The sequence below is a fragment of the Acinetobacter sp. CAU_H_S170_2 genome (assembly GCF_058890445.1).
The window spans coordinates 1,528,534-1,546,355 of record NZ_JBZYAE010000001.1 but is presented as its reverse complement, the minus strand read 5'-3'; the positions used below and the strand labels follow the sequence as shown (position 1 = coordinate 1,546,355).

19 protein-coding genes are annotated in these 17,822 nt (G+C 39.3%); 8 read left to right on the top strand and 11 right to left on the bottom strand.

The features are described from left to right. Positions 1–4: 4 nt before the first annotated feature. The 3 genes from tssC to AC5EUN_RS07555 are packed head-to-tail and all read right to left on the bottom strand — an operon-like array spanning position 5 to position 2,673. Entirely contained in the window at positions 5–1,486 is a 1,482-nt protein-coding gene (gene tssC / locus AC5EUN_RS07565) for a type VI secretion system contractile sheath large subunit (RefSeq protein ID WP_004693079.1), read from the bottom strand. Next, the gene (tssB, locus tag AC5EUN_RS07560) at positions 1,479–1,982 is read right to left on the bottom strand and encodes a type VI secretion system contractile sheath small subunit (RefSeq protein ID WP_004979583.1); all 504 of its coding nucleotides are present in this window, start codon (positions 1,980–1,982) and stop codon (positions 1,479–1,481) included. The genes tssC and tssB overlap by 8 nt, the downstream gene beginning before the upstream one ends. Positions 1,983–2,022: 40 nt before the next feature. Continuing rightward, positions 2,023–2,673, bottom strand: coding sequence for a hypothetical protein (locus tag AC5EUN_RS07555; RefSeq protein ID WP_094148605.1), 651 nt, complete (start codon positions 2,671–2,673; stop codon positions 2,023–2,025). Positions 2,674–3,032: 359 nt separating this feature from the next. Between AC5EUN_RS07555 and tssH the strand changes: the two genes are divergently transcribed. Genes tssH through AC5EUN_RS07525 form a run of 6 tightly spaced genes read left to right on the top strand, consistent with a single transcriptional unit; the run spans position 3,033 to position 10,627 of the window. Continuing rightward, on the top strand, positions 3,033–5,720 hold the full coding sequence (gene tssH / locus AC5EUN_RS07550) for a type VI secretion system ATPase TssH (RefSeq protein WP_372239164.1): 2,688 nt from the start codon (positions 3,033–3,035) through the stop codon (positions 5,718–5,720). A 21-nt stretch (positions 5,721–5,741) separates the two neighbouring features. Continuing rightward, positions 5,742–6,872, top strand: a complete 1,131-nt coding sequence (gene tssA, locus AC5EUN_RS07545) for a type VI secretion system protein TssA (protein ID WP_094148606.1) — start codon at positions 5,742–5,744, stop codon at positions 6,870–6,872. 5 nt (positions 6,873–6,877) lie between these two features. Next, the gene (tssK, locus tag AC5EUN_RS07540) at positions 6,878–8,242 is read left to right on the top strand and encodes a type VI secretion system baseplate subunit TssK (RefSeq protein ID WP_094148607.1); all 1,365 of its coding nucleotides are present in this window, start codon (positions 6,878–6,880) and stop codon (positions 8,240–8,242) included. Between the two features lie 11 nt (positions 8,243–8,253). Continuing rightward, positions 8,254–9,051, top strand: a complete 798-nt coding sequence (gene icmH / locus AC5EUN_RS07535) for a type IVB secretion system protein IcmH/DotU (protein WP_005399426.1) — start codon at positions 8,254–8,256, stop codon at positions 9,049–9,051. A gap of 11 nt (positions 9,052–9,062) precedes the next feature. Further along, positions 9,063–9,662, top strand: coding sequence for a hypothetical protein (locus tag AC5EUN_RS07530; RefSeq protein WP_130235031.1), 600 nt, complete (start codon positions 9,063–9,065; stop codon positions 9,660–9,662). Then, a complete protein-coding gene (locus AC5EUN_RS07525) occupies positions 9,659–10,627 on the top strand; it encodes a M15 family metallopeptidase (RefSeq protein ID WP_094148609.1) in 969 nt (322 codons plus the stop codon). Before AC5EUN_RS07530 ends, AC5EUN_RS07525 begins: the two co-directional genes overlap by 4 nt. On the opposite strand, the gene AC5EUN_RS07520 is transcribed toward AC5EUN_RS07525, so the two are convergent. The 8 genes from AC5EUN_RS07520 to AC5EUN_RS07485 all read right to left on the bottom strand — a co-directional run bounded on the left by AC5EUN_RS07520 (position 10,628) and on the right by AC5EUN_RS07485 (position 15,749). Continuing rightward, positions 10,628–11,401 (bottom strand): alpha/beta fold hydrolase, encoded by a 774-nt coding sequence (locus AC5EUN_RS07520; RefSeq protein ID WP_010326733.1) that lies wholly within the window; start codon positions 11,399–11,401, stop codon positions 10,628–10,630. A 234-nt stretch (positions 11,402–11,635) separates the two neighbouring features. Continuing rightward, on the bottom strand, positions 11,636–12,505 hold the full coding sequence (locus tag AC5EUN_RS07515) for an MBL fold metallo-hydrolase (protein ID WP_029575026.1): 870 nt from the start codon (positions 12,503–12,505) through the stop codon (positions 11,636–11,638). Next, on the bottom strand, positions 12,502–12,924 hold the full coding sequence (locus AC5EUN_RS07510) for a DUF6691 family protein (protein WP_010326735.1): 423 nt from the start codon (positions 12,922–12,924) through the stop codon (positions 12,502–12,504). Before AC5EUN_RS07510 ends, AC5EUN_RS07515 begins: the two co-directional genes overlap by 4 nt. A gap of 1 nt (position 12,925) precedes the next feature. Next, on the bottom strand, positions 12,926–13,342 hold the full coding sequence (locus tag AC5EUN_RS07505) for a YeeE/YedE family protein (protein WP_010326736.1): 417 nt from the start codon (positions 13,340–13,342) through the stop codon (positions 12,926–12,928). A gap of 471 nt (positions 13,343–13,813) precedes the next feature. Next, positions 13,814–14,539: an ATPase gene (locus AC5EUN_RS07500; RefSeq protein ID WP_010326737.1), complete on the bottom strand. Its 726-nt coding sequence runs from the start codon at positions 14,537–14,539 to the stop codon at positions 13,814–13,816. 33 nt (positions 14,540–14,572) lie between these two features. Beyond that, positions 14,573–14,824 (bottom strand): hypothetical protein, encoded by a 252-nt coding sequence (locus AC5EUN_RS07495; protein WP_010326738.1) that lies wholly within the window; start codon positions 14,822–14,824, stop codon positions 14,573–14,575. Between the two features lie 127 nt (positions 14,825–14,951). Further along, the gene (locus AC5EUN_RS07490) at positions 14,952–15,377 is read right to left on the bottom strand and encodes a hypothetical protein (RefSeq protein ID WP_010326739.1); all 426 of its coding nucleotides are present in this window, start codon (positions 15,375–15,377) and stop codon (positions 14,952–14,954) included. A 3-nt stretch (positions 15,378–15,380) separates the two neighbouring features. Further along, complete coding sequence (locus tag AC5EUN_RS07485; protein ID WP_004693046.1) at positions 15,381–15,749, bottom strand: immunity protein Imm33 domain-containing protein; 369 nt, start codon at positions 15,747–15,749, stop codon at positions 15,381–15,383. 185 nt (positions 15,750–15,934) lie between these two features. On the opposite strand from AC5EUN_RS07485, the gene AC5EUN_RS07480 reads away from it, so the two are divergent. Together AC5EUN_RS07480 and AC5EUN_RS07475 are read left to right on the top strand one after the other, a co-directional pair. Next, positions 15,935–16,879 (top strand): ABC transporter permease, encoded by a 945-nt coding sequence (locus tag AC5EUN_RS07480; protein ID WP_010326740.1) that lies wholly within the window; start codon positions 15,935–15,937, stop codon positions 16,877–16,879. Continuing rightward, a complete protein-coding gene (locus AC5EUN_RS07475) occupies positions 16,879–17,775 on the top strand; it encodes an ABC transporter ATP-binding protein (RefSeq protein ID WP_010326741.1) in 897 nt (298 codons plus the stop codon). Before AC5EUN_RS07480 ends, AC5EUN_RS07475 begins: the two co-directional genes overlap by 1 nt. Positions 17,776–17,822: the final 47 nt, after the last annotated feature.

The following is a 17,822-nucleotide window of genomic DNA, read 5'->3' as shown; positions in this document are numbered from 1 at the left end:
CAAATTAGTTTGAGGACTGAGGTAACTCAGTAACAAGTCGCAGTGATACTGACAACTCATCCAACTGGAAATGTGGTCTTAAGAAAACCACAGATTTGTAGTGCCCCGGTTGTGCTGGGTTCTCTACAACTTTGACAGATGCTTCACGCAGCGGATATTGCGCTTTCGCCTCTTGTGAAGCCCCGTCATCAAGCAAAATATATTGAGCCAACCACTCATTTAAAAATGTTTCAATGTTTCCAGCCGAAGCAAAACTTCCGACTTTATCGCGCATCATGGCTTTTAAATAATGTGCAATACGTGAAACGGCCATAATGTACTGAATTTGGCTAGATAAAGCAGAGTTCGCATTGGCAGAATCGCTATTATACTTTTTAGGTTTCTGCGTCGATTGCGCACCAAAAAATGCTGCATAATCCGTGTTTTTACAATGTACTAAAGGAATAAAGCCAAGATCACTGAGTTCTTTTTCACGACGGTCGGTGATGGCAATTTCAGTTGGACATTTAAAGACCACTTCACCATCACTGGTTTTAAAGGTATGAACAGGTAATCCCTCTACCAAACCACCACCTTCAACACCACGAATGGCAGCACACCAACCATGCATATCAAAAGCATTGGTCAAACGCGTACCAAAAGCATAGGCTGCATTCATCCACAAATATTCATCATGATTTTGCCCAGAGACTTCTTCCACAAAGTTAAAGCCTTCAGTCGCTGTACCTTCCTTAGGGTGATAAGGCAGACGCCCCAATACACGTGGCATTGTTAATGCAACATAGCGCGCATCATCACTTTCTCGGAAAGAACGCCACTGGACATATTCAGCGGTTTCAAAAATTTTGGATACTTCACGCGGACGGTCAATATCCGTAAAGGATTCCAATCCGAGGATGTTGGCATCTGCTGCAGAAATAAAAGGTGCATGTGCAGCTGCAGCAACATGTGAAATTTGTTCCAGCAAATACATGTCTGAAGGTGTACGATCAAACTCAAAATCGCCAATTAATGTGGCATATGGCGCACCACCAAATGACCCATATTCTTCTTCATAGATCTTTTTAAACAATGTACTTTGATCAAAGTCCGTTGCGCCTTGAAAATCCTTGATTAATTCTTTCTTCGTTGTATTCAACATACGAATCTTAATCAATGGATTAGATGGCGTTTCTTGGCAAAAGTAATATAAACCGCGCCATGTCGATTCAATTTTTTGAAATTGTTCATCATGGATAATTTTACTGAGCTGCGTCGAAATGAGCGCATCAATTTCAGCAATACGCTTATCAATCGATAATGTCATATTTTCTGAAACAGTAATCGTCCCCGCCATCACTTCTTTAGCAAGTTCGCCAATTAAACTTTTCGCTCGATCATGCTCTTCTTCATTTCGAGCAATTCGACTACGTTCAACGATTGAATCTAAAAGCGTAAATTCTTCAGTAGTATCTTGAGCAACTGCAGCGGATTGGGCATTATTCATTTTCAGCCTCCACACTCATTTTGCGTACTTGATCTGTATTTTGCAGAACTTGATCAAGTAGATCTTCTAAGCGCTCATTATTCGAAATTTTGTTACGCAAATCAGTTAAACGTTCACGAGCTTCCACTAATTTTCTCAATGGATCCACTTGCTGAACCACATTTTCAGGACGAAAATCTTCCATCGACTTAAACGTCAAATCAACAGACATACGTCCACCTTCTTCAGTCAATGTATTTTCAACTTGATAGGCTGCACGTGGTGCTAAAGACTCCATGACTTCATCAATGTTTTCCAAATCAACATTAATAAATTTTTTGTCTTTGAGCTTGGTTTTTTCTATTTCAGATGCCGCTGAGAAATCACCTAAAACACCAACAACAAATGGTAATTCCTTAATTTCTTTAGCATCACCAACTTCAACATCATAAGTCAGTTGTACCCGAGGTGGTCGAATACGCTGTAACTTTTTTTGGACGCTTTCACGTTTAGCCATATGAAAATCCTGTTTTTTATTATTTCAAAAATGAAAGTTTTTAAAGTGAATTGAAGGGATTTGTATTCGGTTTGCTCGCCACTTCTGTTGATTGTACTTTCTCAACTTTTTTGGGTTTTGCCACCTGAGCCGTTGTTTTCTTTGTGGTTTGTTTGGTTGAACTCGCAGTCTTACGCGTGGTTTTCTTTGGTGCTTTGATCACCACAGCCTTTGCATCACTCGTATCTGGCGCAGGCAAAGAATTACGAACGAGATTAGACAGCTCTTTGGCAGGCGGATAGGTTAAATCTGTAGATAAATAGCGCATTTCTTCTTGACGCATATGGTTTAACGCCGTATTTGCAATCGAAACGCCAGCTAAAAACCGAGTATCTGTTAATGATGTATGATTAATATTTCGCGCATTTAACTCTTCAACCAGTTGAAGTGCTTTATAACTTTTCCCAAGTTCTTGATATCGACTAGCAGCTTGAACCAATAATTTATTTTTTAGCTCATCATTTTTTTTATTTTTACTATCGCAAATCTGTGCATATAAATTTAGTAAATCATGATCAGTTTCACCATTTACCAATGGGTAATTTTTAATACACTTATTTTTTAAACTAATACCCTCTTCTACCGCTGCAAAAGCAAATGGTGTCGCCGTTAATAAAACGAATGTAGGTAAAATTAAATAATATTTTTTCAAAACTTGCCTCAAACCTTTATGAATAAAAATTAAAATTATTATCAGTAACTTCGATTTAAAATATACACACCCTAGGTAAATACTTTCTGCTTATATAATGCGCTTGGATTTAACAAAAATATGGCACCTAAAGTCAAGGTAAAAAATGTTACTCAAAAGTAACTGTGTTTGCTTTTTGTAATATATCTTCTTTTTTATCTAAATTTCATTTGTGTATTATGATGGCATATATATAAAATACCCGCCAAATAGCATTTATAATGGCTTGTAAAATGCTAATTTATAAATAATTTTATATTTACACTAAAAACACAGATAGCCATTGGCATATTTGTCTTGTAAAAACTTTGCTATAAAGCATGACTGAGTTACATATGAATAACCTTAAAATATTAATTAAGAAGCTATCTAATCATGCGCGTGTTGCTCTAGAGAAGTCTGCAAATAGTTGTATTAATCAACAAAATTATGAAATCGAAATTGAGCATTTTTTTCTTGAATTATTAGAACAACAAGAGCCAAATGATCTCCACTTATTGGTTGAAAAATATAAAATTTCCCATGATTTTTTAGTTAAGGATTTACAACTCAGTCTTTCCCAGTTGCCTAAAGGAAATACTCGCACCCCGATATTTGCTCAATCCATTATTCGTTTATTGGAGCAAGCGTGGTTACTTGCTTCAGCCGAACAAAATCCTGTCATTCGAACAGGTCATATTTTGGTAGCACTTTTAACAGCACCAGATTTGCATCAAATGGCATTACGCGCTTCGGGCCAATTTGAACTGTTCCCGATCGATACAATGAAGCATAAATTTTTAGACCTATGCTCAAACAGTATCGAACAAGATGTTTTACAGGAAACAGCACCAAGCGAAAGCACTGAGCCTGCACAGCATTTGGCTAAAAACAAAACGCCAGCACTTGATCAATATACAATTAACCTGACCCAAAAGGCACAAAGTGGCCTTATCGACCCCGTTATTGGTCGTGAGTTTGAAATACGTTTAATGCTCGATATCCTAATGCGTCGACGCCAAAATAACCCCATTTTAACTGGTGAACCGGGTGTAGGAAAAACGGCTGTCGTTGAAGGTTTGGCATTAAAAATTGTGAACAACCAAGTGCCTGATGCTTTAAAAAATGTTCAACTGCATACGCTTGATATGGGACTATTGCAAGCAGGTGCCAGTGTAAAAGGTGAATTTGAAAATCGCTTGAAACAAGTGATTCAAGAGGTTCAGTCTGCCACTCATCCTATAATTTTATTTATTGATGAAGCACATACTTTGATTGGTGCGGGAGGTCAAGCAGGCCAAAATGATGCTGCCAATCTATTAAAACCCGCACTGGCTCGTGGTGAGTTACGTACCATTGCAGCAACCACATGGGCTGAATATAAACAATATTTTGAAAAAGATGCAGCGCTCAGTCGACGCTTTCAAGTCGTTAAAGTTGAAGAACCAACCGAAGATGTCGCCATCGATATGTTACGTGCCATGTTACCAGTCATGGCCAATCATTTTAATTTAAATATTGATGATGAAGCTATCATCACAGCCGTACATTCTTCGCATCGTTATATTAGTGGCCGCCAACTCCCAGACAAAGCGATTAGCGTACTCGATACAGCCGCAGCGCGTGTAGCACTCACTCAAAACGCACAACCTGTGAAGTTAGATCAGATGCTTGCTCAACAACATAATCTCAAACTTGAATATGAGATTTTAGAAAATGAACATAAAAATTTGCCGATTCATCATGAGCGCCTACATGATCTAAAGCAAAAACTAGTGCAGCTTGAGTGTGAAATTGAACACACTCAAGCGCAATGGCAAAAAGAAAGAGCGCTTGTTGAACAGATAAAACAACGCCAACAAGATACAACGGTTCACAACGATCAAAAAGAGATTGCTGCGCTTCGTGAAGAATTAAGCAATGTACAAGGCCAGAATCCCTTAGTGTTTGAGCGTGTTAATGCACAAATCATTAATGAAATTATTTCAGACTGGACCGGTATTCCTGTGGGTAATATGGTGAACGATGAAATAAAACAAATTCTCAGCCTAGAAAGCAAACTGGCTGAGCGTGTTATGGGACAAGACTCTGCCCTACATCAACTGGTTCAGGGAATTAAAACATCTAAAGCAAAATTGGATGATCCCAATAAACCGCAAGGCGTGTTCATGTTGGTGGGTCCAAGTGGTGTCGGTAAAACCGAAACCGCGCTTGCGCTGGCGAATGAGCTTTATGGTGGAGAATCCCACCTAATCACTATTAATATGTCTGAATATCAAGAAGCACATACCGTTTCTTCTTTAAAAGGTGCTCCACCTGGATATGTGGGATATGGTCAAGGTGGTGTGCTGACTGAAGCCGTTCGCCGCAATCCTTATAGTGTGGTTTTATTGGATGAAATTGAAAAAGCACACAACGATGTTCAAGAACTCTTTTATCAAGTTTTTGACAAAGGTACGCTTGAAGATGGCGAAGGTCGAGTCATCGACTTTAAGAATACCACCATTATTTTGACCTCGAATGTAGGTTCGAATACCATTATGCAGGCGTGTTTGAATCAACCGATTGATACATGGCCAACCGCGGAAAGCTTAGCAGAGCAGTTAAAACCAAGTTTATATAAACAATTTAAACCTGCTTTTTTAGGGCGCATGCGTATCGTTCCCTATTTCCCACTGCATGATGATTTACTGATTCAAATTATCCATCATAAAATCAAGAAAATAACCTCTCGCCTTGAGAAGCAGTACCAAACCAAAGTTCAATATTCAGAGGAATTGGTAGAACTGTTATTAAGTCGCTGCACGGAAGTCGATAGCGGTGCACGAAATGTTGATCACATTTTGAATGCCAGTATATTGCCTGCTTTAGCCACAGAAATATTGATGGCTTTGGCAGTAGACAATTTGCCTAAAGTCATTCAGATTGATGTCAAAGATGATGAAATTACGTATGTTTTAGACCCTGTCGAAAAGACCACGGCTAAAAAGAAACGACATCCTGCTAAAAATAAAGCGAATCAAGTTTAATAGAATATAGAGTGTAAAATTATGAGCTTAGAAATCGAGTCTTTATTGTCTCCTATCTCAAGCGATCAACCATGTGGACAAGACTTGTCTTTTTCCAATGAATTCCACGCTATCAAAATTGCAAAAACTCAGGATGATCCACTACTCGATCAAGGCGACTGGGTCGCTGAACCTAAGCAAGCAGACTGGCATTTCGTTGAACAAAAATCTATCGAGCTGCTCACGGGAAAATCAAAAGATTTACGCTTAATGGGCTGGTTACTTGAAGCGTGGTCAAATTTATACGGATTCGAAGGCACCGCAAAAGCCTTAGAGCTTATGCATCGAACGCTAAATGAGTATTGGACACAACTTCATCCTGAAATTGAAGAAGAAGATTTAGATCAACGTCTAGGTTTGTTGCAAGGTTCCATTAATCATTTGATTCCACTGATTAAACAAGTCGCTATCGTGAATGTTCCTGCATTTTCACTCAGCGATTATGAAGCCTTACTGAGACAAAAAAATCATTTGTTGAAACAAGTAGAAAGTTATACGGAGGATGCCAATAGCTCTCAAATTTTGGAACAGTTTGAGCTGAGCTTGTTCAACACATCAAAATCATTTCAATATCAGAACTATCAACATTTTTCGGCGATTCTGGCTGAATGGTCAATTTTGAAAAGTGTGTTAGATACCTTAATGGGCTTAGATGCACCAAGCTTTGCTGCTATTGATACTCAGCTTGAAAACATCCACACCAGTTTAAAAAAGCTCTATAAAACCGATGTTTTTACCCAACCTGTAATGGCGACACATACGTCTGAGTCTTCTGCTGCCACAACGATAACAACACAGACACTTTCATTTACTCAGCACAAAGAACAAGAGATTGACATGAACATCGTCCATCCATCCAAAGGCTTTCAGGTTCAACCGCAAAATCACTTAGCAAACCGTGAACAAGCCATGCGGGTATTACAAGAAATTTCTGACTATTTCCAAGCTAATGAACCGCATAGTCCAGTAAGTTATATGTTACAAAAAACCATCAAGTGGAGTCAGATGCCACTACATGAATGGTTAAATCAAGTCATTAAAAACGAAAATCCACTGCATAACGTCCAAGAACTACTGGGCGTACAACAAGCAAATGAATCAAACGATTGGTAATCTAAATGTTTAAAGCAGAAAAAATACTTTGGGGTGAAGGTCTATTTTTACGCCCTCAACATTTTCAATTACAAGATGCGTATCATGAACAACGTCTGAATCATACCATTCGTTCCACGATTCCATTTGCCTATGGCATTCAAAATATTCAATTTGATGAGGCACAGTTACACACACATATCTTGGCACTCGAAAGTATTAGTATGATTTGGCAAGATGGTGAAATCTATCAAGCGCCGACACGTGATTTACTGCCAGAGCCAGTGTTATTAGATGAACTGAATTTACGTGGCGAAATCTTGGTTTATTTGGCTTTGCCGATTGTACAAGCCAATAAGAAAAATGTGAGCGCTGAAAATAGTGCGCAGTTCGGTCGCTACCACTCTTATCTGACCTCAACCCACGATTTATTTACAGATGCAATTGCAGCAGATATCACCTTATTGCGCCGCCGTGCAGAGTTTCGCTTGTTAGAGGCGAACGTAGAACCGAATCAAGAGCTGGATGGTTTTTTGTATTTAGCTTTAGCAAAAATTAAACGTCAAAGCTCAGGTCAATTTGAATTTGATCGTCATTTTATTCCGCCTATCTTGCATATTGAATCTTCTGAAAATCTTATCTCGAGTTTGAAACGCAGTTTAAATGTTATCAAAGCGAAAATTAAAACCATTCAAAGTAATAATCGAGAAAACGAGCAAAAACTGATTGAATTTCGCTCTGGCGACATTGTGTCATTTTGGCTGGTTAATGCACTCAACACAGCACACGCGACGTTGAATCATTTATTGCAATACCCGCATATCCATCCAGAGCGGCTATTCTTTGAATTATTACGTTTGACTGGCTCATTGCTGACTTTTTCAACGGCTCATGAGGTTGATCATTTACCTCGCTACCAACATCATAATTTACAAGAAAGTTTTAGTCAGCTCGATTTCATTCTACGTGAGTTATTAGATACGATTATTTCAAACCGCTACATCAGTATCCAACTCAAAGAAACACGACCATCCTATTGGTTAGGCAGTTTAGAGTCAGATAAAATCACCCGAGATTCAAGACTTTACTTGGCTGTTTCAAGCAGCATGATGCAAAGCCACGAACTGATTCAATTGGTTCCATTGCGCTTTAAAGTGGGCAATACCGTAGATGTGGAACAACGTGTCATCGCTGCACTCCCTGCAGTTCCTTTGCATCATTTAATGCAGGTTCCAACTGCTATTCCAGTGCGATCTGGTGTGAGTTACTTTGAAATTGAACCGAATAATGACTTATACCAACGCATGTTGGATGCCGAGTCGATTTGTATTTATATTCCAGCGGGTTTCCAAGATATTGCTGTTGAATTGATTGCTGTGATGAATGGCTAAGGAAATGAATCATGAATAATGCCCCTTCACTTTTTGATGATGGACAAATTGGAACTGGTTCAATTACTCAGCCCATGACCGCCAAAGTCACCAGTACAACCAACTTGGTTGACTTACTCCATGATGGTTTTTATATTGTATTTTTATTAAAAAACAAATATATACCGAGTAGTTCGACTGAATTTCGTGAAAAAATTCTTGTCCTACTCAACCGTTTTGAAAACCAAGCTCGAAAATTACAATTTTCATCAGATGACATTCAAGATGCTAAATATGCTTACTGTGCATTATTAGATGAAACCATTGTGACTCAGCAAGATGCACAATTTTTCGAGCTACAAAATAGTTGGTTAATCAGTCCCTTACAGCTTAGTTTATTTGGCTCGCAACTTGCGGGTTATCGTTTTTTTGAAATTTTAGAAGAGTTACGCCGTAAAGGAAATAGTCGATTAGCCGCACTTGAAGTTTATCATTACTGCATGCTCCTGGGTTTTCATGGTAGATATCGCATTGAATCTATAGAAAATTTAAACCATTTGGTCGCACGTGTGGGCGATGAAATTGACTATTTGAAAGGAAAAAAGGCTGCCTTTTCTCCTTTTGCATCGCTCCCCGATCAAATTAAACACATGATTCACCGTGAGCTTCCTTTTTACTGGATTTTACTTTTTCTAATCCTATTCGCGCTCTTATCCTTTGCAGGCTTGCGCTATATGTTATCAAAGCAAAGTACGAATTCTTTGGCCACATATGAAAATGTCATTTCTACGCCAACAGAACAGGCACATATTACTATTCATTTACCCTAAGAACTAACTCCATGGCTCATGAAAAACGGACTTCAGTCAAAATTTTGACGTCTACAAAAAAGAAAAATATTTCACCTATGCTCTATGCATTTGGTGGTTTTTTGGGTGGTGTCTTATTGATGGCCACTCTTGGTTTTACTTACTTTTTTACACAACAAAAAAATGATTCAATACACGTTAGCCAAAATTCTAGCGTCGATGTCACTGAACCCTCAGTCGATAATGAAGCCCCGACGCGGGAACCCGAAGCTATTTTTGAAGCGACTAAAGTCATCCCTTCTAAAAGTGTTCAACCTTCAAATGTAACTGAGCCGCCTGCTGATTTTCCTCAACCCAAAGAAGATGAATTAAGCAGAGCTTTTCTTCGTCCAGCTGAAACAGTTACTGCACCATCGATGAAGAGTGCTAGTCCGCAGCCCTTACCAAAAGAAAATAAGAAACAAAACTCGTCAACGCAAAGTTCGGCTACACCGAAAGATAAAAATCACGGCAAAGTGACTAAATCAGAACAGCCTGTGGAAAAATCCGAAGAATCTCCCACAGGCAGTGTACAAACCAAGATTACAACTCGTGCCGTCGAAGCCCCAATGCCAGCTACTATCAGACTATGATTTATGCTATTTTTTCGATTTTTCTAATCCTGGCACTAGGGCTCGGTTTAGCACTGTCCTATGAACTTAGAGCAAAATTAGCTGGCTTTTTTGTCGGGTTAATTCCTCAAGGAAAACAAAGATTTCAATCCGCTCGTCATTTTGCACAGCATATAAATCATGCTGCTGCGCCTGAGCAATTGCAATCACATTGGCATATTCAACAGTGGTGGATATTGGTTGCGGGCCTACTTCTATTTGCCAGCATCTTAATGTTTGCTTTTACCAGCCCCGTCACACCCACTAAAATCGAAGCGGATTATTTAAGACAATCGGATCCACAAATTTATGCCCTACTTGATGGACAAATTTTGTCTCCGCCACCAGAGATCGAAGAATCCTTAGTTGCTGCGGCCATAGTTGAAGCAAGTATGCTTGAGCAAGCGGATCTTAATAATAATTCTATTCAAGCCAGTGCTTTGAGTTACGATCCAAGTATTCAGGATGTACATTCAACTCATTCACATGACAATTTAGCAACGGCTGACCGTAAGTGGCACAAAATGAACCCACGCTATAAACAACGTCTACTGATGGTATTTAAAATAATGCGTGAGCAGCATGGATATGAACTGGTTTTACTGGAAGGCTATCGTAGCCCGCAGCGTCAGAATTCTTTAGCCAGCAATAAAAATACGACTTTGGCGCGTGGTTATCAGAGTTACCACCAATTTGGATTGGCGGCGGATGTCGCATTTAAGCGGGATGGAAAAGTCGTTATTTCTGAACGAGACCCATGGGCAATGCGTGGCTATCAGCTCTATGGTGAAGTTGCAGAATCTGTAGGTTTAACTTGGGGCGGACGTTGGAAGTCGATCCAAGACTATGGCCATACCGAATTTCGAATGCCGAATTTAAAGAAAACTGCGGAAATGGCTGAAAAGCTGACCTCTGAAGGACAACTTTCAGCTGCGAATTTGAGTTAATCAGGTTGAAGGCTGACTTAAATATTGAGTGATGATTTGCAAAACTTGCGCAGTTTTCTCTGCATGTAACCAGTGTCCAGCATCTGCCACCGTCTGAATCTGGGCTTGAGAAAACTGCGATTGGATAGCTTCTATATATTCTGGCTTTGCTACATAAGGTGAGTTTCCACCACGTATAAACAATGCAGACTTATGCCATGTTTCTATATTTTCCCATGACAGAATTTGGGCATAGTTCTGATACAGTGCATCTACATTAAACAACCACTTCCCTTTGCTAAAAGATTTCAAGAGAAACTGAATCACCATTTCTTCTTTGAGATATTCACGCATGATTTCTATGGCTTGTTGACGTGTTTCAATATCTGCTTTTTGTACTGCAATGAGCGCTTTAAAAATTTGCTCATGATGATTTTCTTTATAAGCAATAGGCGTAATATCCAACACCACCAGTTGATCTAGTCGATCTCCTGCGAGTTCGGTCACTTTCATCACCAGCTTTCCACCCATCGAATGCCCGATCAAAGAAAAGTGTTCGATGTTGAGTTCATCTAAAGTTTCAATTAGATCAGCTGCCATGACCTCATAATTCATCACATTGGAATGTGACGATAAGCCATGATTACGTACATCTACCTGTAATACATGGTGGCTTGAATAAAACTCCCGAGCCAACATTCCTAAATTACTTAAACTGCCAAATAAACCATGAACAAAGACCAATGTTTTTGCACGCGGCTGCTCATTTTGATGAAATTGATGATTTAGGATCATATGAAACTTACTTTATTTGATTACTATAGATATTGAATTTTTAATGGAAATAAATCAAATGACTTTTTATATTAAGCTCAATTTTGCTTAGGCTATTTTGAGTGGGAGATTTTAGCTTAGGCTAAATTTAAAAGCATGATGTACATGTCTGTTTAATATCAGATTAGATTCTTGAATCAGATTCTAAGCAAATGAAAAGATGCCGAATGCCTTAAGTCTTACTAATTTTGTATTTTAAAAATAATTCAGCGGAATTTTTAAGTAAGGAATACCATTGTCTTCTGGTTGAGGGAACTTGCCTGCAAACATATTGATTTGAATTGCTGGTAATATCAATTTTGGCATGCTTAACGTTGCATCACGGCGGTTTCGCATCTCGACAAAATCAACTTTTCCCGTTGTAGTATTGATATGAATGTTTTTATGCTTTTGCGAATAAACCGATGTCTCATATTGGTATTGATCACGACTTTCGGGTAAGTAGTCATGGCATAAGAACATCCGCGTTTGATCTGGCAATGTGTACAAAGTCTTCACTGAATCAAATAAAGCCGCCGCACTCCCCTTTGGAAAATCACAACGTGCCGTCCCATAGTCAGGCATAAACAACGTGTCCCCGACAAAAACAGCATCACCAATGACATAACTGAGACACGCAGGTGTATGCCCTGGTGTCGGAATATTATATGCTTTTATGTTGCCTATCAAAAATATCTCATGATCTGCAAAAAGATAATCAAATGACTGCTTGGCATTTAAACTCTTAATATCTAAGTGATAAATCTCACCAAAAGTTTGTTGTACGATCTCAATCTTATGACTAATCGCAATTTTTCCACCTAGTTTTTGCTTTAAATACTGTGCAGCACTTAAATGATCTGCATGCACATGTGTTTCTAAAATCCAGTCTACGCTTAGGCTATTTTCCTGAATATAAGCAATGATTAAATCGGCCTGCTCTGTTTTGGTCGTTGCCGATGCTGCATCATAGTCCAATACACTATCAATCACGGCGCAACACTGAGTGTCGGGATCACTCACCACATAACTAAACGTGTTGCTCGCTGTATCAAAAAATGCTTTTACTTGAGCAATTTGCATCATGGCATTTTCTCCATTACTTTACGATGTAGCAGTACACCAACGAACATCGCAATTATAAAATAGATCGCTTGATAATAACCCAGTCCAATCAAAGTAAAGCTCGGCGCAGGACAAATTCCCGCAATTCCCCAGCCTATACCAAATAGCAGACTTCCGAAGATCAGTTTTCTGTCGATTTTCGTATTTTTAGGAAGTTGTATGGCTTCACCATAAAAGGTTTGTGGATGTGGCTGACGTACAGCTTTTTGAAAAGGAATAAATGCAATCGCAATCGCCCCCATCATCACAAAAGCTAGACTGGCATCCCAGTGCCCAAAAATATCTAAAAAGCCAATCACTTTCGCAGGATTCGACATTCCTGAAAGCATGAGACCAATTGAAAATAATCCACCCCAAATGAATGCCCAAACATTTTTCATTTTAGATTGCTCCAAACATATGACGGACAACATACACAGTAATAAAGCCTGCGAACATAAAACTCATTGTAGCGATGATTGAACGTTTGGATAAACGACTGATACCACAAATACCATGCCCGCTGGTACAACCAGAGCCTAAGCGAGTTCCAAAACCTACCAATACGCCCGCAATAATTAACATGAAAGGTGTAGCTTCAATATAGATTTCTGGCTGAACAAAAGCGGCATATATAAACGGAACAATGAACAGGCCCAATAAAAACCACAGTGCAGGCGTATTTATGATCCCTTTTAAGTTTAAAACTTGAGAGACCAGACCACTGATTCCTGCAATTCGTCCATTGGTATATAAATATCCAACGGCGGAGATGCCGAGTAATATTCCACCTATAAAAGACCACGCAAAATCATGCATTGGTAAGCGCCTTAAAACAATATATGTTTTAATAATATATTTAATTAAAAAATAATCAAGCGTCCTTTGTATCTATGGATGCTATGCATGTCTATGGTCACTGTCTACGGGGTCTTTCATCTAGCTTTAGATATTTGAATGGCACTACCCGTCCGTTCTCGAAGCTTTTAGTCTTTTAGATAACACCTTAAAGCATTTTTTTACATAGTTATTCTTCACAATAACGTAAAAAGCTTGAATATATCCCCGAGGGATTTTGTATTCAGCCCTTTTTTAGATTAGAAATACTTAACTTCTCTCGCTTTATTTCATGATAGTTTTCATTTAAAGAAACTGAATAGAATTAGGGCACATCTCTACATCATGAGTATTATTCTCAGTTTATGAAACACATTTACGACTTTTGAATATTTTTTTATGCGGGCAGACACATGAAAAAGGATAAAATAATCTGCTCTTTTTCTGAGCAGTTTATTGAAATTCTGATAATACCCGTTCTGCAAACCATATTGGGAGCTTAGACACGGCGGCATTCATTTTTAAGGTTTCAGCTGCTTCTATTTCTGCAAGAAAAGACGCTTGTATACCGTCAGAAGAGTTATCAAACAAGTAGGCTCGATCACAGCACTCTATGGCTTGCATGAGCAGATCCATACTACGGTAGTAACGTTCAATAATTTTCTGCTCAGGAACAGGATGACCACCCACACTGACGCGATACTTGACTCGGGCAATATTGATTTGTGGATCTACTGTTGAGACATAATATAGATAGGTTTTATAACCCTGACGTTTCGCTTCTCGGAGAAACTCAACTTTAGAGATATGTGACATGACCGTCTCAAAAGTAAAACTGACTTTTAAGCGCAGAAACTCAAGCCGGATATAGTCAATAATGCGTGCACAGAGATAAGAATCAATTTCTTCGGTTTTAAACTCGATCTTCCATTCATCTAGCACAATTGGTTCATGCGCAAGTAAGGCCACGAACTGTCCCGCTTGAGGACGCTTCTTACTTTTTAGAAAAGTGACCAACTCTAAAGCTTTTAAGGAAGGATGATAATGCAATAAATCAATGCGTTGACTCTGTCTTAAGTTTTGTTCCAGTTCATCTGCATTTAAATATGCCCCAATATGTTGGGGCAAGAGGTAATCTTTAACAGTGCTTTTACCAGAACCATTCGGCCCTGCAAACATTCTTATTCTAGGTTGTCGAGGTGGCATATCAATCTATACGGTTGCGTGTTTCTTTTTACGTGTCAGTTTCGGTAAAACGCCTACATCGACATAAGCATGACTTAAGTCTTGTAAAACAGTTTCATTGCCATGAATATCGCGTTCAACCAATTGTTCAGCTTTTGCATAAACTACAGACGAACGAGTGGTTGCTTTTTGAAAAGCATCATGAAAAGCATGAATGGCAAGTTTAGGAATCATATCATCCTCATATTTGCCTACTTTAATGTCGGTATAAGCTGCCATACACCAACTCCTACTCAAACGATGGTTGATTTTTATTTATCTTAACACAATCGAGGACATTGTCTATTTATACAGCATCCTGAAACAATAAATTAGATCTTAATATCCACACTAATTTCATGCTGTCTTATTCGGTTACTTTACTTTTTAATCGTTTCGTATCTTCAACTTGTAAAGCTTTAGCCGTTGGACAGAAGGCACTTTCATTCATCCCTGCATCGGTCAGGCTTTTTTCTTGCTGCTCAAGATAACGGTTGGCCACCATCAGCATCACTGAAGCGGTACTTAACTCAATATTGGCTTTAGATAGCGCAGCAATTTGATGATATGCATCCATACGCTGACAAAATGCGGTTTTCATTTCTGTTGCTGTCGCTGGATTATCTTTTGCATCTAAAACGGTTTTGGTTGAATTCACAGTTGCTGTATATTCAGCCATCTTCTGATCATACTGTGCCTGAGTCAGCTTCGTTATTTCTGCATAACTCAGGGTTGATAGAAACGATGATAAAAATAATGAAAGGCTAAGCAACGTCCATGTTTGTTTTTTCATGTATTAAGACTCATCGCCTTCTTTCCATACGTCTTCATAGTCATCGCCATCAATCATAAAACGATAACCTTCACTTAAAGCCAAGTATGGAAGTACGTCAGGCAAGATATCTTGTAACTCACGTACAGTCATGGTTGTAAAAAAGTCTTGTCCTTCACCCAATTCACCACCATAAATAAACCAAGCGACATTCTCTTCAGTTTCTGGCTTTTTACGTAAACCGACAATGGGTTCTTGATTCAAAGTATGCACAGCAACAGCAACGACATCATCACCTTTTACTTCAACATAAGCCGAGTCAAATTCTTCACACAGTAGTTTTTGTTCCGCAATTAATTCATTCAATGCAGATTGTTGTGACTTTTGTGCCATGCGATGCTGCCCCTTTTGAGCGTCAATCTATCGATAGCGCATTTTAAAACATATTTAGGTCAAAGGCTGTTTTTATTTAAACAATTAGCACATAGGTGAACACTCAATAGCACTACAAATTTGGCATTCATTTTGCTTAACAGTATTACGTTTTATAAAAAAAGTAATATCGGGGCTAAGCAACTATGGGTTATGTCGCACGAGAACTCAGTCCTCAAAGCAAAATATTGCTGGGCTTTGGATCATTTCTAATACCAATCCTCATTTGGTGTGCTGTGAGTTATTTACCATTTATTTGGCATCCTCAAGTACAAATCACCAACTCTGGCAGTGTCTCTTTTTTACAAATCGGTAGCCGTGTAGACAAAAGTGTGTTCTATGCAGAAGCGCAAAATGCCGTCAATACAGGCACTGAACCGCCGCAAGGTAATTTGGTCAATCCTATTTATTTACCAGCACCCCACCAAGTTGCGACAGCCTTAGTGACGGCATTTACGACACCACCCACTCAAGCCGATGCACCATGGTTTCATCAAAGTCTTTGGCACAGTATCAAGATTGTATTTAGTGCTTTCTTTATTGCATCACTCGTTGGTATTCCATTGGGGATTTTATGTGGTTTTTCCAACAAAATTTCCCAGCTCACTGAACCCTTTGTTGAGTTCTTTCGCTACTTACCTGCGCCTGCCTTTGGTGCACTGGCTGTTGCAATATTAGGCATTAATGATGCACCAAAAATTGCCATCATCGTGATTGGGACGCTGTTTCAGCAAATTCTGATTATTGCCAATACTACGCGTATGGTGGACCGCGGGCTGATTGAAGCGGGTTATACCCTAGGGACGAATAAAGTAAAAAGTCTGTTTCACGTGGTCATTCCAGCGGCGTTACCCGATATTTACCGTGATTTACGTGTTTTGCTGGGCTGGGCGTGGACCTACTTGATTGTCTCTGAGTTGATTGGCACCACCACAGGGATCACTTGGTTTATTACCCAGCAAGCACGCTACCAGAACTTTGACAATGTCTATGCTGCGATTTTAATTATTGGGGTGATTGGCTTGGTCTGTGATGTGATTTTAATGAAACTCGGACAACATCTGTTTAAATGGAAAGCGGGAGCAAAATAATGATAACTACAGATATAAGAACGCCAGAATTCAATGCTCGTCAGTATTTTGATCACATTTATCAACGTCCTGTCATTTTAGAGGCCAAACAACTTAGTCAAGTTTTTCAGCATGGTAAAAACTCACGCACGATTTTAAATCAACTCAATTTGAAAATTCATAAGCGAGAGTTTATTTGTGTGATTGGCCCGTCTGGTTGTGGAAAATCGACCTTTAGTCGTGTTGTTGCGGGTCTAGACCCATATAGCAGTGGCGAATTACTAGTAGATGGACAGCCCATTTCAGGCCCTAGCCCAGAGCGAGGCATGGTGTTTCAAGGCTATACCTTATTTCCTTGGAAATCGGTTAAAGAAAATGTGATGTTTGGTCCACTGATGAAAGGTGCAAGTCATGCCTCAGCCGAAGCGGCTGCACGAGAATGGATCAATATTATTGGCTTAGAGAAGTATGAAAACCAATATCCGCATCAACTGTCTGGCGGGATGAAGCAACGTGTTGCGATTGCCCGTGCTTTAGTCAATGAACCGAAAATTTTACTGATGGACGAACCTTTCGGTGCGCTTGACCCGCATACCCGTCAGAAAATGCAAAAACACCTAATGGACCTATGGCAAAACATTGATATCACCATCATTTTTGTAACCCATGATATGGATGAGGCTATTTTACTGGCTGATCGTATCGTAGCGCTGAAAGCCAATCCTGGGGAAATTAAAGAAATTATTGAAGTGGATTTACCCCGTCCACGAAACACTGAACTGATGTCCAGCCCTGCCTTTAAGCTACTTCGAGAGCGAGTCGATTTCCTAGTACATGCACAAGAAGAAGAACTCGATCCAGCACTGGAAGATTTACCCAAAATTCCACGTATGACCCAAATTAGTACGCATAAATAATTCATTGATCTAGCCTGAGGGACGACCCTTAGGTTTTATGCACTGTT

Bases quoted from the DNA above. Each gene is read 5' to 3' on its own strand.
- AC5EUN_RS07495 (WP_010326738.1), bottom strand. From the start codon at position 14,824: ATGGCAGCTTATACCGACATTAAAGTAGGCAAATATGAGGATGATATG.
- AC5EUN_RS07525 (WP_094148609.1), top strand. From the start codon at position 9,659: ATGATTTATGCTATTTTTTCGATTTTTCTAATCCTGGCACTAGGGCTC.
- AC5EUN_RS07505 (WP_010326736.1), bottom strand. From the start codon at position 13,342: ATGCATGATTTTGCGTGGTCTTTTATAGGTGGAATATTACTCGGCATC.
- AC5EUN_RS07530 (WP_130235031.1), top strand. From the start codon at position 9,063: ATGGCTCATGAAAAACGGACTTCAGTCAAAATTTTGACGTCTACAAAA.
- AC5EUN_RS07480 (WP_010326740.1), top strand. From the start codon at position 15,935: ATGGGTTATGTCGCACGAGAACTCAGTCCTCAAAGCAAAATATTGCTG.
- AC5EUN_RS07485 (WP_004693046.1), bottom strand. From the start codon at position 15,749: ATGGCACAAAAGTCACAACAATCTGCATTGAATGAATTAATTGCGGAA.
- AC5EUN_RS07490 (WP_010326739.1), bottom strand. From the start codon at position 15,377: ATGAAAAAACAAACATGGACGTTGCTTAGCCTTTCATTATTTTTATCA.
- tssH (WP_372239164.1), top strand. From the start codon at position 3,033: ATGACTGAGTTACATATGAATAACCTTAAAATATTAATTAAGAAGCTA.
- AC5EUN_RS07515 (WP_029575026.1), bottom strand. From the start codon at position 12,505: ATGATGCAAATTGCTCAAGTAAAAGCATTTTTTGATACAGCGAGCAAC.
- AC5EUN_RS07510 (WP_010326735.1), bottom strand. From the start codon at position 12,924: ATGAAAAATGTTTGGGCATTCATTTGGGGTGGATTATTTTCAATTGGT.
- AC5EUN_RS07500 (WP_010326737.1), bottom strand. From the start codon at position 14,539: ATGTTTGCAGGGCCGAATGGTTCTGGTAAAAGCACTGTTAAAGATTAC.
- tssC (WP_004693079.1), bottom strand. From the start codon at position 1,486: ATGAATAATGCCCAATCCGCTGCAGTTGCTCAAGATACTACTGAAGAA.
- tssA (WP_094148606.1), top strand. From the start codon at position 5,742: ATGAGCTTAGAAATCGAGTCTTTATTGTCTCCTATCTCAAGCGATCAA.
- tssK (WP_094148607.1), top strand. From the start codon at position 6,878: ATGTTTAAAGCAGAAAAAATACTTTGGGGTGAAGGTCTATTTTTACGC.
- AC5EUN_RS07520 (WP_010326733.1), bottom strand. From the start codon at position 11,401: ATGATCCTAAATCATCAATTTCATCAAAATGAGCAGCCGCGTGCAAAA.
- tssB (WP_004979583.1), bottom strand. From the start codon at position 1,982: ATGGCTAAACGTGAAAGCGTCCAAAAAAAGTTACAGCGTATTCGACCA.
- AC5EUN_RS07475 (WP_010326741.1), top strand. From the start codon at position 16,879: ATGATAACTACAGATATAAGAACGCCAGAATTCAATGCTCGTCAGTAT.
- icmH (WP_005399426.1), top strand. From the start codon at position 8,254: ATGAATAATGCCCCTTCACTTTTTGATGATGGACAAATTGGAACTGGT.